This window comes from Oerskovia sp. NPDC056781 (assembly GCF_042789955.1).
GTDB classification, from domain to species: domain Bacteria; phylum Actinomycetota; class Actinomycetes; order Actinomycetales; family Cellulomonadaceae; genus Oerskovia; species Oerskovia rustica.
Map to the genome: position 1 here is coordinate 1 of NZ_JBHUAD010000099.1, position 13802 is coordinate 13802.

13 protein-coding genes are annotated in these 13802 nt (G+C 70.2%); 5 read left to right on the forward strand and 8 right to left on the reverse strand.

Translation table 11 applies throughout. From position 1 onward, the window contains the following. Positions 1-39: 39 nt before the first annotated feature. From ACFRCR_RS10420 to ACFRCR_RS10445, 6 genes are read right to left on the reverse strand one after another with little or no spacing between them, the layout of a single operon-like run. Positions 40-1038 (reverse strand): DUF6270 domain-containing protein, encoded by a 999-nt coding sequence (locus tag ACFRCR_RS10420; RefSeq protein WP_377677318.1) that lies wholly within the window; start codon positions 1036-1038, stop codon positions 40-42. An 11-nt stretch (positions 1039-1049) separates the two neighbouring features. After that, positions 1050-2180: a non-hydrolyzing UDP-N-acetylglucosamine 2-epimerase gene (gene wecB / locus ACFRCR_RS10425; protein ID WP_377677320.1), complete on the reverse strand. Its 1131-nt coding sequence runs from the start codon at positions 2178-2180 to the stop codon at positions 1050-1052. Positions 2181-2182: 2 nt separating this feature from the next. Beyond that, positions 2183-3118, reverse strand: coding sequence for an ABC transporter ATP-binding protein (locus ACFRCR_RS10430; RefSeq protein WP_377677321.1), 936 nt, complete (start codon positions 3116-3118; stop codon positions 2183-2185). Further along, the gene (locus ACFRCR_RS10435) at positions 3105-4046 is read right to left on the reverse strand and encodes an ABC transporter permease (RefSeq protein WP_377677323.1); all 942 of its coding nucleotides are present in this window, start codon (positions 4044-4046) and stop codon (positions 3105-3107) included. The genes ACFRCR_RS10430 and ACFRCR_RS10435 overlap by 14 nt, the downstream gene beginning before the upstream one ends. After that, positions 4043-5791 carry a glycosyltransferase family 4 protein gene (locus ACFRCR_RS10440; protein ID WP_377677325.1) on the reverse strand — a complete coding sequence of 583 codons (1749 nt, stop codon included), beginning with the start codon at positions 5789-5791 and terminating at the stop codon, positions 4043-4045. Before ACFRCR_RS10440 ends, ACFRCR_RS10435 begins: the two co-directional genes overlap by 4 nt. Continuing rightward, positions 5788-7020, reverse strand: coding sequence for a glycosyltransferase family 4 protein (locus ACFRCR_RS10445; protein ID WP_377677326.1), 1233 nt, complete (start codon positions 7018-7020; stop codon positions 5788-5790). Before ACFRCR_RS10445 ends, ACFRCR_RS10440 begins: the two co-directional genes overlap by 4 nt. Before the next feature lie 305 nt (positions 7021-7325). Here ACFRCR_RS10445 and ACFRCR_RS10450 point away from each other — a divergent pair, with 305 nt between their 5' ends. Further along, positions 7326-8429 (forward strand): LCP family protein, encoded by a 1104-nt coding sequence (locus ACFRCR_RS10450; protein WP_377677328.1) that lies wholly within the window; start codon positions 7326-7328, stop codon positions 8427-8429. A 29-nt stretch (positions 8430-8458) separates the two neighbouring features. Continuing rightward, entirely contained in the window at positions 8459-9181 is a 723-nt protein-coding gene (locus ACFRCR_RS10455; RefSeq protein WP_377677330.1) for a DUF6270 domain-containing protein, read from the forward strand. A gap of 98 nt (positions 9182-9279) precedes the next feature. Here ACFRCR_RS10455 and ACFRCR_RS10460 read toward each other — a convergent pair whose 3' ends face one another. Further along, a complete protein-coding gene (locus ACFRCR_RS10460) occupies positions 9280-9747 on the reverse strand; it encodes a hypothetical protein (protein WP_336707804.1) in 468 nt (155 codons plus the stop codon). A 107-nt stretch (positions 9748-9854) separates the two neighbouring features. Between ACFRCR_RS10460 and ACFRCR_RS10465 the strand changes: the two genes are divergently transcribed. Both ACFRCR_RS10465 and ACFRCR_RS10470 read left to right on the forward strand, forming a co-directional pair. Beyond that, positions 9855-10322, forward strand: coding sequence for a MarR family winged helix-turn-helix transcriptional regulator (locus ACFRCR_RS10465; protein ID WP_138822988.1), 468 nt, complete (start codon positions 9855-9857; stop codon positions 10320-10322). Further along, a complete protein-coding gene (locus ACFRCR_RS10470; protein WP_336707807.1) occupies positions 10319-11665 on the forward strand; it encodes an MFS transporter in 1347 nt (448 codons plus the stop codon). Before ACFRCR_RS10465 ends, ACFRCR_RS10470 begins: the two co-directional genes overlap by 4 nt. 111 nt (positions 11666-11776) lie before the next feature. Here the strand turns inward: ACFRCR_RS10470 and serC are convergent, their stop codons facing one another. Then, complete coding sequence (gene serC / locus ACFRCR_RS10475; protein WP_377677333.1) at positions 11777-12910, reverse strand: phosphoserine transaminase; 1134 nt, start codon at positions 12908-12910, stop codon at positions 11777-11779. Positions 12911-13043: 133 nt separating this feature from the next. On the opposite strand from serC, the gene ACFRCR_RS10480 reads away from it, so the two are divergent. Continuing rightward, positions 13044-13760, forward strand: a complete 717-nt coding sequence (locus ACFRCR_RS10480) for an iron dependent repressor, metal binding and dimerization domain protein (protein WP_336707809.1) — start codon at positions 13044-13046, stop codon at positions 13758-13760. Positions 13761-13802: the final 42 nt, after the last annotated feature.

Genomic DNA, 13802 nt, shown 5'->3' on the forward strand with positions numbered 1-13802 from the left:
CCCTGGGGGGAGCCGGCGCGGTCCGACCAGTGCTGGGTTTCAGCGCAACGGGACCTTGAACGACGAGGACGAGGACGCCAGGACCGTGGTCTCGTTCTTGTGGAAGAGCTTCGCGCGATAGGTGCCTGGAGGGAGATCGAGCGAGAAGTCCGGGACGGGCTGATAGCGGAACTTGGCTACAGGCTCCCGATCCTGGAAGACATGGAGCGCGAACTGTGTGCCCCAGGTCTTCCGACCGGAGACCGTGACCGTGCCGTCGCCACGCTTCTGCGCACTCGGGCGGGGAGGGGGGAACTCCTGCTGCGCATCGAAGGCGATGCCGTAGAGCTCCGTCGCCATGCGGTAGTTCGTCTCGTCGCTGAAGTGGAACGGTGAGGGGCCCCACCGGTGGTCGCGCGAGGAAGTGGTCGGCGCGGACCGGCCGATGAAACGAGTGGACGGGAGCTCGCGGGCCACCTGTTCGTAGTATCTCGTCGCCAAGGCCTCGTACCGCGACGCGTCCATGCCGGTGCTCGCCGGCGTGGGCGTGCCGTCGGTGAACTCGGTGGCCCATCGAGGAGCGGTCAGGACGACGCGATCTGCCAGTCCCCTGCGGCGAAGCTGGTCGGCCCACGTGCGTGTGCTCTGCGACCAGAGATGGAAGTGCTCGTCGGTGCCGAACGCGATGTGCCGCCCGACCGACTGGAGCGACGTGTCCAGACCTGAGGCGACCAGTTCGAGCGTTCGCGTCACATATCCCTGACCGACCTCGTAGACGCCGAGTCGTTCGTCGGTGATGTCCCAGAGGACCATGTCGATGTTCGCGTGTCGATGGTCGAGCTCGCGCGCGACGTCCGCCGTGATCGTGCCCTCTGCCGCTCGCCGTTGAAACCTCGACGTGAGCCGGGAGGTGTCGAGTGCCTGGATCAGATCCGGCACGGTGCCGAGAAGCGGGATGAGGGACTGGCGTGGCGAGTAGTGGTTGAGCTCGAACCCGTGCTCGCTCAGCTGGGTCAGCAGGTCGCGTGAGACGCAGCTGCCGTGAATGAAGACCCGCACAGCTCTCCCTTCTAGTCGGACTGCTCGGCGAGAAGCAGCGCACCGATCGCGGGCAGGCTTCGGGCTGCGCTGGTTCCGTCACCGTAGGGGTTCGTGGAACGGGCCATCGTGTCGTAGACCTCGCTGACCGAGAGGAGCTCGGTGACGCTCGAGACGATGAGGTCTTCATCGGTTCCGATGAGTCGGACGGTCCCCGCGTCGACCGCTTCCGGTCGTTCAGTGTTGTCGCGCATGACGAGGACCGGCTTGCCGAGGCTCGGCGCCTCTTCCTGCACGCCGCCCGAGTCGGTGAGGATGACGGTGCTGAGCGACATCATCCGTGCGAACTCCCCGTAGGCCAGCGGTTCGGTGACCGTCACGTTCTCGACGCCCTCGAGCTGCGGCAGCACGGCGTCACGCACGATGGGGTTCCTGTGCGCAGGGAGGACGATCTCGAGGTCGGGGAACGCTCGGGAGATGCGTGCGAGCGCACGGCCGACCCCTTCCATCGCTCCACCCCAGTTCTCGCGGCGGTGCGTCGTCACCAGCAGGATCCGTCGGCCGGACGCCGCGAGCCCCTCGAGGCGGGGGTCGCTGAAGGCGATCTCCTTGCCGACGGTCGTGAGGAGGGCATCGATGACCGTGTTGCCGGTGACCACGATCGTCGAGTCGTCCACGCCTTCGGCGAGCAGGTTCGCCCGGCTGGTCTGCGTCGGCGCGAGGTGCAGCGCGGCGATCTGGGTCGTGATCTTGCGGTTCGCCTCCTCGGGGAAGGGGGAGTGGATGTTGCCCGAGCGCAGGCCGGCCTCGACGTGGATGACGGGGATCCTGCGGTAGAAGGCTGCGAGGGCTGCGGCCGTCGACGTCGACGTGTCGCCCTGCACGATCACCGCGGCAGGCTCCTCCTTCTCGAGGATCGGGTCGAGCCCGTCCATGATGCGCGCGAAGATCTGCGCGAGCGTCTGACCGTGGCTCATGATGTCGAGGTCGTGGTCCGGGACGATGCCGAACAGCTCGTTCACCTGGTCGAGCATCTCGCGGTGCTGCCCCGTGACGACGGTCACCGACTCGAAGTCCGGGCTCTCCTCGAGCGCCTTGATCACGGGTGCCACCTTGATGGCCTCGGGACGGGTTCCGTACACCGTCATGATGCGGGGGCGCATCGCTACCTGCTCTCTGTCTTGTGCTGGTCGGCCGGACGCCGAGCTCCACGTACGTGCCGGGGGGTGTAGTGCCTTCCCGGTGGCTCTTCGATGCGGATGTGCGTGTCGGCGCGCTCGCTCAGTGCGTCCTCGATGATGGTCTTCGCTTCGTCGGGCTTGTCCTTCGCGAGCGCCCACGCCCACTTGCGGTAACGAAGGGCGACGTCCTCGGCCGGCCCGTCGAGGATGAGCCGACCATGATTGAGCCAGATCGCCCGTGTGCACGTCTCTTCGATGGTCTGCGCGGCATGGCTCACCAGGAACACCGTGCCTGCCCCGTCTCTCAGGCGTCTCATCCGCGCATCGCTTCTCTCACGGAACGCAGCGTCGCCCGTGGCGAGCGCCTCGTCGATGAGGAGGATGTCGGGGTTCGCCGCAGTGGCGATGGCGAAGCGAAGGCGCGAGCCCATACCGGACGAGTACGTCTTCATCGGGAGGTAGATGGACTTGCCGAGACCCGCGAGCTGGATGACGTCGGGGACGGCACGAGCCGTCTCCTCCGGCGTGAGTCCCATGGCCAGGCAGCCGAGCCTGACGTTCTGCTCACCGGACAGGTCGGGGACCAGAGCGGCGTTGACGCCGATCAGGACGGGGGTGCTCTCCGCAAGAACCTGACCGCGAGCCGGCTTCTCGAGTCCGGCGATGATGCGGAGCAGCGTGCTCTTGCCCGATCCGTTCTGGCCCACGATGCCGATCTGCTCGCCCGAGCGGGCGACGAAGGAGATGCCGGCAAGTGCTCGGACGGTGACCATGGGCTGCTGTCCCAGGATCGACTTCGCCGCCCGGGCGATCGGATTGGCACGTCGACGTTCGGCCGAGTCCGTCGAGGGGACGCGGTATCGCACGTGGATGTCCTGCACCGCCACGGTCGCGGACGCGAACGGGTCAGAGGCGACCATACGACTCTTCCCCCTGCCAGAAGACGAGGAATCCGACAAGCAGAGAGCCGAAGGCCCACGCGCTCAGGGCGAGCCACATCGAGCCTGCGGGAGTCTCGCCGTAGAGGAGGCAGTCGCGCACCATGCTCAGCACCATGAACATCGGGTTGGCTTCCATGAGGGAGAGGACCCGGGGGTGGTCGATGAACTTCTCGTAGGAGAAGAAGACGGCCGAGCCGTAGAGCCACAACCGCATCCCGAACGAGATGAGCTGGTTGAGGTCGGGGACCTTCGCGGCCGCGCGTGCCAGGAGCATCGCCAGACCGGTGCAGAAGACCACCTGCAACGCCAGGACACCCGGTACCAGGAGCACCCGCCAGGTGATCACCTCGGCAGGTGGAAGGACGACAAGGATCGCCACCATCGCCGCAAGCACAGGGATCATGTTCAGCATCTCGCGCAGGACGACCGAGATGGGGAGCGCGGCGCGGGGGAAGGCGAAGGCCTTGATGAGGTTCCGTCCCGCGGTGATCGACTTGGCGCCGCCCGTGACGCATCGCGTGGTGAACGAGAAGAGGAAGACCCCGATGATCAGGTATCCCAGGAAGTTCTCGATGCCCCGTGAGGACTTGAGCAGCAGCCCGAAGATCAGGAAGTACGTGAGCCCGTCGAGGACAGGCTTGAGGACGAGCCACGCTGTCCCCAGCAGGGTCTCTCGCGTGCCGCTCGTGACCTTCGCCCGGGCGTCGGCCCACAGGAAGTAGCGACGTTCCCACAGCTGAGAGATGTAGTCCCCGAGCGGTGGTCGTGCTCCGACGCGTGTCAGGCGCCCTGCCGAGATGACCTCGACCTTGGTCTCGGGCCCCTGGAAGAGCATCGAGTAGAGGTCGGCCGGGGCGGCGCTCTCCTCCGTCTGCCCGGTCGTCCGGGCCTTCGATGCTGCGGTCATGAGACGAATCCTAGGCAACGTCGGTAGATACGCTGGTATGCGTCCGCGTTCTTCGCCCAGGTGCGCTCGCTCGCGAGTGCTCGACCTCGGGTGACGAGCGCCTCCGAGAGCGCCGCGTCGTGGTGCAGCGACTCGATCGCGTCGGCCCATGCGTCGACGTCGTCCGGGGCGACGAGGTGGCCGCCGCGGGGAGCGTCGAGCACCTCGGCGAGAGCGGGCAGGTCGCTCGCGACCACGGGCCTGCCGATCGCCATCGCCTCGACCGGCTTGAGGGGCGTGACCAGCCGCGTCACGCGGTCGTCACGACGCGGCACGAGGAAGACGTCGAGGGCCGCCATGTAGAGGGACGCCTCCTCGTGCGGCACCCGACCCGGGAGGATCGCATGGGCGCCCAGCCCCAGCTCGTCGGCGAGGCGCACCAAGGAGGGCCGGGAGACGCCGTCGCCCACGACGAGCGCTGTCGCGTCGACGCCTCGCCGCCGGAGCGCGGCGACGGCGCGCAGGATCGTGTCGTGCCCCTCGTACCCGACGAGGCTGCTCACGGTGCCGACGACGAACGCGGCCTCAGGCAGCCCGATCGCGGCCCGGGCAGCGGCGGGGGCAAGGTGCTCGGCCAGGAGCGAGGACCGCACGGCGTTCGGCACGACCGAGATCCGCTCGGCCGGCACGCCGCGGGAGACCAGCTCGTCGCGCATGGTCGCGCTCAGCGTCACGACGGCGTCCGCGTCCGTCGCGAGCTCGGTCTCCTTGGCGCGGAGCAGCGCCCGGCGCTCGGAGCGCTCCGCGGCCTCGCGAGCCTCAGGTGTCCCGTGCGAGGCGACCCAGGTCTCCTCGGGCAGACCGCGCACCTCGTAGACCCACGGGATCCCCAGCCGTCGGGCCGCCGCGCGGGTGACGTCCCCGTTGGTCCCGGGGGTCGTCGTGTGCAGGAGGTCGGGGGCGAAGTCCTCCGCAGACCGGACGAGCAGGTCGGTCGCGTCCGCGAACCGCCGGGCGGGATCGTTCGGCAGCCCCGAAGGGATCAGCCGTCGATACGGGATCCCGTCGACGACGTCGACCTCCCGGGCGGCCAGCGACCCGATGGTCACCGGGTAGCCGGCTCTCGTGGTGGCCGCGACCCGCATCCCCGCGTCCCGCTGGGCCGTCAGGACCGCGTGGCTGCGCAGGGTGTAGCCGCTCTGGGTGTGCGGCAACGAGTTGGTGAGGTGGTGGAGGACGGCGAGCGGCGCCGTCGGGCCGGGAGAGGCGGCGTGCCGCTCGCGAGGTGCGACCTCCGCGTGTGGCGCGAGGGCGTCGACCTGACCCAGCAGGCTCGCGAGGACGCGGCGCTCGGCGCGGCCCGACGCCCGGGCCGCGCGCAGGGCAGCGACGTCGCCCCGCTGCCACAGGGCGCGCAGGCGCGCCGGGCCACGTGAGGGGACGGCGTCCAGGAGGTCGGGGCGCCCGACGGCGACGGCCACCTCGGCGCCGATCCGCGACCGCCCGCCGGACGACTCGAGCAGTCGGGTCGACTCGTCGGCAGCGCCGGCGGAGTCGCCCGCGAGGTAGCGCGAGAGAGCGCGCGGCGCCGACGGGGACGGTGCCATGCCGAGGGCGCGCACGGCGCCGGCCCGGACCCGGGCGGGGGAGCGCCGCACGGCCTGGACGAGGAGCCAGACCGGGTCGTCGACGAGCGCGCGCGTCCCGAACGACAGGGCGAACCGGACGTTACGGGTGAGGCCCCGCACGGCGGACAGGCGGCTCATCGGGCCAGGTCGTCGAGCAGGGCGAGGTACGTCGCGGCGAGGACGTCGTCGTTCGCATGGATCGCCACCCACGCACTGGCGGCGCGGCTCGCGACGGGGGCGACCCCGGACTCCGCATAGCCGGCCCAGAGGTTCGCCAGCGCCTCGACGTCCCCGGGCGGCACGACGTCCCCCGCCTCGAGCGCGAGGACGAGCTCGGCCGACTCTCCCGCGACGCACGCGGTGACGTGGTGCCCCGAGGCCATGACCTCGTACAGCTTCGAGGGCACGGTCCACTGGAAGGGCTCCCAGTCACGGAGCGAGACCACGAGGGTGTCCGCCCAGTCGTACAGGGCCTCGATCTCGGTGTGGGGGATCGGCGGCCCGACCGTCACCGGTGCTCCCAACGAACGCGCGAGTGCGGCGAGCTGTGCCGCGTCGTTGCCTGCTCCGACGATCCGGACCTCGATCGGCAGCCCGCGCGACTCGACCTCCGCAGCGGCGCGCACCGCGACCTCGAGCCCCTGTGACCTGCCGAGCGTGCCTGCGTAGACGACGCGGAACGGCCGTGGCTCGAGGTCGGTTCCCGGCACCACGACGGGACGGCTGACCACGGGGAAGGCCGTGCCGTTGCGCACGACTGCGACGTTGCGGGCACCACGGGACCGGAGGACGTCGGCGAACGTCTCCGTCGTGGTCACCACCAGGTCTGCGCGTGACTGCAACCGCGTGATGACCCGGTGGGCGAGCGTCGTCGCGAAGGCGCGACCGGGACGGCGCTGGGCGAGCGAACCGGTCATGATCCCGCTCGGCCGGATGAGGTCGGGCCAGGCGTCGCGCATCTCGACCACCAGGGCCGCGCGGAAGATCCGCGCGAGCGCCCAGGCCGCGAACATGCTCGGGATCCCGGGCACCGTCCCGATCACGACGGTCGGGCGGTGGGTGCGCCGGCGCAGGCGCCGCAGACCCAGCTCGATCGAGCTGATGGCGGCCACCAGGTGGTCCGCGGTGCGTGAGACCAGGCCGGTCGTGTGCTCCCGGTAGTGCACCCGGATGATGCGCTCACCGTGCGCGCCGCGGGAGACGGTCCCCGGGCGCAGGTCGGCGGAGCCAGGAGCGAGAGTGCCCGACGGGTAGTGCGGAGGGGGAGTCAGCACGCTCACGTCGACACCCGCACTGACGAACCGGTCGATGAGAGCCCCCCAACGGCGCTGCGGCGCACCGGTCTCGGGGGCGTAGTGATGGGTCACCAGGAGGACGTGATGCCCCGACGACGGCTTCCGTCGCGCGCGGAGCGCTCCCCTCGTGCGGCGGCGGTCCATGTCCCCCTGATTTCCCTCGGCAGTGTGGGAGGACATCGGTCGGCACAGCCCGCTCGCCTTCACGTATCGGGCGAAATGGCGTACGGACGTCCCACGTTCTCTCGCTAAACCTCCACATTCTATCGCTGTGGTGGGTGTCCGAACGAAACCCCTGTGCTGCTCATGGGGTGAAGAGGTGCGCGAAGGGCGGGATTCCGGGCCCGAGGGCTCGCCGGGTACCTTAGGATGCAACCGTGTCTGGCAACGAGCAGCTCCCGGTCGGGACCGAGTCCACCCCTGATCCGCGCGACGTGAGCCCTGGCCGTCGTCACGTGCGCAGGCGCAAGAACAGGACGAGGACCACCCTCGTCGTCCTGGGTGCCCTGGTCGCAGTGATCTGCCTCGGGGGCTTCGCCGCGGTCGTCGCGTTCCGGCAGAGCCTCGACCAGAACATCGAGAAGCTCGCCGACCCCTTCGCGGACATCAAGGACCGACCGGCGCCGGCGCCGACGAACCCCGATGCCTCCAACGAAGCGGTCAACATCCTCGTCCTGGGTTCGGACAGCCGGATCTCGGCGGGCGATCCCTCGCAGTGGCAGGCCGGTGCCCAGCGCACCGACGCGATCATGCTCGTCCACCTGCCGGCGGACAGGAAGTCGGCGCAGGTCGTCTCGTTCCCGCGAGACAGCTGGGTGCCGATCCCCGGGCACGGCGAGGCCAAGATCAACGCGGCGTTCTCCTACGGTGGGCCGGCTCTCATGATCGAGACCGTCGAGCAGCTCACGGGCGTGCGGATCGACCACTTCGCCCTGACCGACTTCACGTCCTTCACGACGCTCACCGATGCGCTGGGCGGCGTGCTGATCCGCATCCCCGAGGACATCGGTGACGGGAAGAAGGTCCAGTTCACGGCGGGTGTGCACAACATGTCGGGCGAGGAGGCCCTCGCCTACACGCGCCAGCGCCACGGTCTGGCCAACGGCGACTTCGGCCGCGCGCAGCGCCAGCAGAACTGGATGCGATCGATCCTTGCGAAGGTCAACAACAACCGCAACGACGTGCCCATGATGACGTCCTTCTTCAAGGCGTTCAGCGAGTCCGTGGCGGTCGACGAGGGCCTGACCATGGACCGGATCCAGGCCCTCTACATGAGCGCGCGCGGCCTGTCGACCAACGACGTCACCTTCCTCACCGCGCCGCACAACGGCACGGGGCGCTCTGCCGACGGGCAGTCGATCGTCGTGCTCAACCGAGAGCTGCTCGACCCGCTCATGGCGTCGTTCGCGACCGACACGGCAGGACAGTTCGTCGAGCAGAACAAGGCATCGCTCGCGGTGCTCCCGCCCACGGTGAAGTGACCGAACCAGCGCTCCCTTCTGGCGCCGGCGTGCGTTCGGTTCTGATCCATGGGAGCTGTGTCACCCGCGACGCCTTCGCGTTGCCGGGGGAGTCGAGGTTCTGGATCGCCGACTACTACGCTCGGAGCTCGCTCGCGAGCGCCTTCGCGGACCACGGTCTCGAGGGGGTCGACACCTCGACCATTACCTCGGCCTTCCAGCGACGCATGGTCGAGCGGGACCTGGACAAGGTGTTTCGGCGGGCTATGCCCGCAGCGCGGGCGGACATGATCGTCGTCGACCTCGTCGACGAACGGTTCGGGATCCTGGTGGACGACCGTGCCGGCGTCGGAACACCGTCGGCGGAGCTCCTCCGCACCCGTGGCATCTCGCCCGACCTTCACCGGGTGGCCCCGGGGTCCGTCGACTTCCTGACGGCCTGGGAGGCGGGCCGCCGTCGTCTCATGGCCGAGGCCACGGCGGCAGGCGTGGCCGACCGCATCATCGTGCACCAGGCTCGCTGGGCCGAGCGGAGTGCCGACGGGGCACGGTTCGACCACCAGTCGTCGGCCGAGGCGAACCACCTGCTCGAGTACATGTACGGACGCCTGCGCCTGGACCTGGCGCCGCACCAGTTCGTCCGCGTGCCGGCACACCTCGTGGTCGGTGACCCCGACCACCGGTGGGGTCGTTCGCCGGTGCACTACGTCGAGGAGTACTACCGGACCTTCCTCGACCTGCTCGACCGAGCGACGGCGGCGCCCCCCCGCTGAGCGACGGGGCGACGCTGATCGACGGGGCGACGGGGCGCCGCCGGGCGACGGGGCGCCGCTCCGTGGGCGGGTCAGGGCGAGCGCCGTGGGGCGGTCTGTCAGGCTGCGGCGCCGTCGAGCACGACGAGCCCGTCCCTGAACGTCATGCCGGCGACGCGGGTGCCGGGGTGGCGGGCCTGGAGGAGGGTCTGGACGTCGAGTGCGATCCTCGCGTCGGGCAGGACGCGCACCGAGCCTGCCGGCAGCCCCTTGGAGGCGACGACGGCCTCGATCCGGCTCGCGGCGAGCCCGAGGAGCTTGTGCGCAGGCAGGCCGCCCGCGTTCGCGTCCACGGAGAAGGTCGCGACGCCGTCGGTCACGTCGACCACGCGGAGCGTCGCGCGGACGGTGGGCGCGAGGCGCGTCGCGAGCTTGAGGGGCGCGGGCAGGCGCTTGACCTGGCGCGGCTCCGCGACGAGGTCGAGCGCGTCGTCGCGCCCCGAGACGGAGGTGATGAAGGACGGCAGATTGCGGCCCATGAGCCCGAGGAGGTGGAGGGTCTCGGCGAGGGTGAGTTCCTGATGCACGGCGCACACCATAGCGGACGTTCGGGACGTCTCGGATCTCCGCCCGGGAGCGTTCTCACCCCACCTGGACCCTTTCCTTACCTAAGGTAATGAGTTAAGGTAACGATGTGCCTCCTGCGGAACCGACCACGCCCTCGTCCCCCACGAAGGCGCAGTGTCGGCCCGCGACCCTCGGCGGCGACCTGCGCATCGCCCTCACCCGCGTCTCGCGTGCGCTGCGCTCGCAGCGCGGCGGCGCCGACCTGCCCGAGGGCCAGTTCGGCGTCCTGACCGTGCTCCACAAGCACGGCGAGATGACCCCCGGCGCGCTCGCGACCCACGAGCGCATCCGTCCGCCGTCCATGACGCGCACCGTGAACGCGCTCGTCGAGCTCGGACTCGTCCACAAGCTCGAGCACCCGACGGACAAGCGCCAGGTCGTCGTGGCCCTCACCGAGGCCGGTGTGCTCGAGGTCAAGGAGACCCGACGGCGCCGCGACGCGTGGCTCACCCAGCAGCTGATCAGCCTGACCCCCGACGAAAGAGAGACCTTGGCCCGCGCCAGTGACCTGTTGACCCGGATCGCCGCCCGATGAGCGCGACGTTCTCCTCCCTCAAGTACTTCAACTACCGCCTCTGGTTCGGGTCCGCGCTCGTCGCGAACATCGGGACCTGGATGCAGCGCATCGCGCAGGACTGGCTCGTCCTGACCGTCCTGACGGCGAACTCCGGCGTCGCCGTCGGCGTCATCACGGCACTGCAGTTCGCGCCCGTCCTGGCGCTGTCCGCCTGGGCGGGCGTCCTCGCGGACCGCCTGCCGCGCCGCAAGATGCTCATGGCAACGCAGGGGGCCTCGGGCGTGCTCGCGCTCGGCCTCGGTGCCCTCGTCCTGTCGGGGCACGTCGAGCTGTGGCACGTCTACGGCTTCGCGCTCGCGCTCGGGTGCGTCTCCGCGCTCGACGGACCGGTGCGCCAGACGTTCGTCGCCGAGATGGTGCCCAGCGACAAGCTGTCCAACGCGGTGGGCCTCAACAGCGCCTCGTTCAACGCGGCCCGCCTCATCGGCCCCGGCGTCGCCGGCCTGCTGATCGCCGCGGTGGGCACGGGCTGGGTCTTCATCATCAACGGCATCAGCTTCGGCGCGACCATCCTCGCGCTCTCGCGCATGCGCACCCGGGAGATGCACAAGCTGCCGAGCGCCTCGCGCGAGAAGGGGCAGATCCGCGAGGGCATCCGGTACGTGCGTGGCCGCTCGGACATCATCGTCATCATGGTCGTGCTGAGCGTCGTCTCGACGTTCGGGCTCAACTTCCAGCTGACGTCCGCGATGATGGCGCGCGTCGAGTTCGGGATGGGCGCGGGGGAGTACGGCATGCTCGGCTCGATCCTCGCGATCGGGTCGCTCACGGGTGCGCTCATGGCGGCCCGGCGGGAGCGGCCGCGCGTGCGGCTCGTGATCGGGTCGGCCTTCGGCTTCGCGATCGCGACCGGGGTCATGGCGCTCATGCCGAGCTACACGACCTTCGCGATCGCCTGCATCCCTGTGGGCTTCATGTCGCTGACGATGATGACCGCGGCCAACACGACCATCCAGATGACCACCGACCCCGTCATGCGCGGGCGCGTCATGTCCCTGTACATGATCGTGTTCCTGGGCGCGACGCCCGTCGGTGCACCGATCGTCGGCTGGATCGCCGAGGCCTACGGGCCGCGCTGGGCGATCGGGATCGGATCCATCACGGCGCTCCTGGTCTCCGTGGGGGCCGCGATCTGGGCCATGCGGAACTGGAAGTTCACGGTCAGCTACCGCGTGACCCGACGTCCCCACCTCGTGGTCACCTACCCCGAGGGTGGGACCCCCAAGGAACGCAACGCGCGCAGCGAGACGCGCCGTCGGCTCGGTGTGGACGACGCCGAGGACGCCGCCTCGGCCGCCTGAGCCGCTGGCCGCGCCAGGCCCCCTGGTCCTCCCGGCGCGCGTCGTGCACCGTTCAGCACGACGATGCCCGCCCCGCCACGACCGGCGGAGCGGGCATCGCTCGTCAGGGGATCAGACCAACGCGTCGACCACGAAGTCGATGCTGCGCGTGAGCAGCTCGACGTCCGTGGGCTCGATCGCGGGGAACATCCCGATGCGGAGCTGGTTGCGCCCGAGCTTGCGGTAGGGGAACACGTCGAGGATCCCGTTGGCACGCAGTGCGGTGATGACCTGCGTCGCGTCGATCGACTCGTCGAGGTCGATCGTCCCGACGACGGTGGACCGGTCCTCGGGGCGCGCCACGAAGGGGGTGGCCCAGTCGCGGGACTCGGCCCACGAGTACAGGGTCCGGGCCGACGTCGCCGACCGTTCGCTCGCCCACGCGAGGCCGCCCTGCTCGTTGAGCCAGTCCACCTGCTCGGCGAACGTCACGAGCGTCGCGACGGCCGGGGTGTTGAGGGTCTGGTCCTGGCGCGAGTTCGTGATCGCCGCGCCGAGCGAGAGGAACTCGGGGACCCAGCGGTCGCCCGACTCGATCTCCTGGGCGCGTGCGACGGCGTCGGGCGACATGATCGCGACCCACAGCCCGCCGTCGGACCCGAAGACCTTCTGCGGCGCGAAGTAGTAGACGTCCGTCTCCGCGAGGTCGACCGGGAGGGCACCCGCGCCCGACGTCGCGTCGACCAGGGTGAGCGCGCCCTGCTCGCGCGCACCGGGGACGCGGCGCACCGGGGCCATGGCTCCCGTCGAGGTCTCGTTGTGGGGCCAGGCGTAGACGTCGATCCCGTCCGCGGCCTCGGGGAGGGCGACCGACCCCGGAGGAGCGGTGATCACCTGCGAGGGGGCAAGGAACGGCGCACGCGTCGTCGCGGTCGCGAACTTGGCGCCGAACTCGCCGAACGCCGCGTGCTGGGCGCGCTCGCGCACCAGACACAGCGTCGCGACGTCCCAGAACGCCGACGACCCGCCGTTGCCCAGGACGACCTCGTAGCCGTCCGGGGCGTCGAAGAGCTCGGCGAGACCGGACCGGATCCGACCGACCAGAGACTTGACCGGCGCCTGGCGGTGAGAGGTCCCCAGCAGGGACGTGCCCGCCTCCGTGAGCGCGCGGACCTGCGCCTCGCGGACCTTGGAGGGACCGCAGCCGAAGCGGCCGTCGCTGGGCAGCAGGTGGTGGGGGACGGTGATCTGGGTGGGCTCGGGCACGGGGCAACGATAGTCCGGCCTGGCGCGAACACCGCTCGCCGTCCACAATGTCGGTGGCTCGGACCTAAACTAGTGGTCAGCGGCCCGCCGGTGCGGCAGGTGCCCCCAAGCCCCCAAGCGACAGGAGCGCGACGTGACCGACCTGATCGACACCACCGAGATGTATCTGAAGACCATCTACGAGCTCGACGAGGAGGGGATCGTCCCTCTGCGCGCGCGCATCGCGGAGCGTCTCGGCCACTCGGGCCCCACCGTCTCCCAGACGGTGGCGCGCATGGAGCGTGACGGTCTGGTCGTGGTGACGGGCGACCGTCACCTCGAGCTCACCCCGGACGGCCACGCGAAGGCGCAGCGCGTCATGCGCAAGCACCGTCTCGCGGAGCGCCTCCTGACCGACGTCATCAAGCTCGACTGGGAGTTCGTGCACGTCGAGGCCTGCCGGTGGGAGCACGTGATGAGCGAGCTCGTCGAGAAGCGCCTCATCGGCTTGCTCGACCACCCGCACTACGACCCGTACGGCAACCCCATCCCGGGCCTGTCGGAGCTGGGCGAGCAGATCCAGGAGATCGAGTACCTCGACGGCGTCGTGTCGCTGCCGTCCTACGTTGCTGCGGCGGACCGTGCGGGGCGCGCGCCCGGCGAGCTGCGCGTGGTCGTGCAGCGCATCGCGGAGCCGCTCCAGACGGACACGGACCTGCTCGCGCGCCTCGCGGCCGCCGGCATCCTGCCCCGCCAGGAGGTCGCGGTCACGCCGGAGGCGGGGTCGTTCACGGTGTCCGCGGAGGGTGCGGAGACGGTTCTCGACCTGCCCGACGACGTCGCGCGTCACATCTTCGTCACGGCACCCTGACAGGGCGCACCACGGTCGTCTCCGCCCCCGTGCCGCCGCTCC

Bases quoted from the DNA above. Each gene is read 5' to 3' on its own strand.
- wecB (WP_377677320.1), bottom strand. From the start codon at position 2,180: ATGCGCCCCCGCATCATGACGGTGTACGGAACCCGTCCCGAGGCCATC.
- ACFRCR_RS10470 (WP_336707807.1), top strand. From the start codon at position 10,319: ATGAGCGCGACGTTCTCCTCCCTCAAGTACTTCAACTACCGCCTCTGG.
- ACFRCR_RS10435 (WP_377677323.1), bottom strand. From the start codon at position 4,046: ATGACCGCAGCATCGAAGGCCCGGACGACCGGGCAGACGGAGGAGAGC.
- ACFRCR_RS10440 (WP_377677325.1), bottom strand. From the start codon at position 5,791: ATGAGCCGCCTGTCCGCCGTGCGGGGCCTCACCCGTAACGTCCGGTTC.
- ACFRCR_RS10430 (WP_377677321.1), bottom strand. From the start codon at position 3,118: ATGGTCGCCTCTGACCCGTTCGCGTCCGCGACCGTGGCGGTGCAGGAC.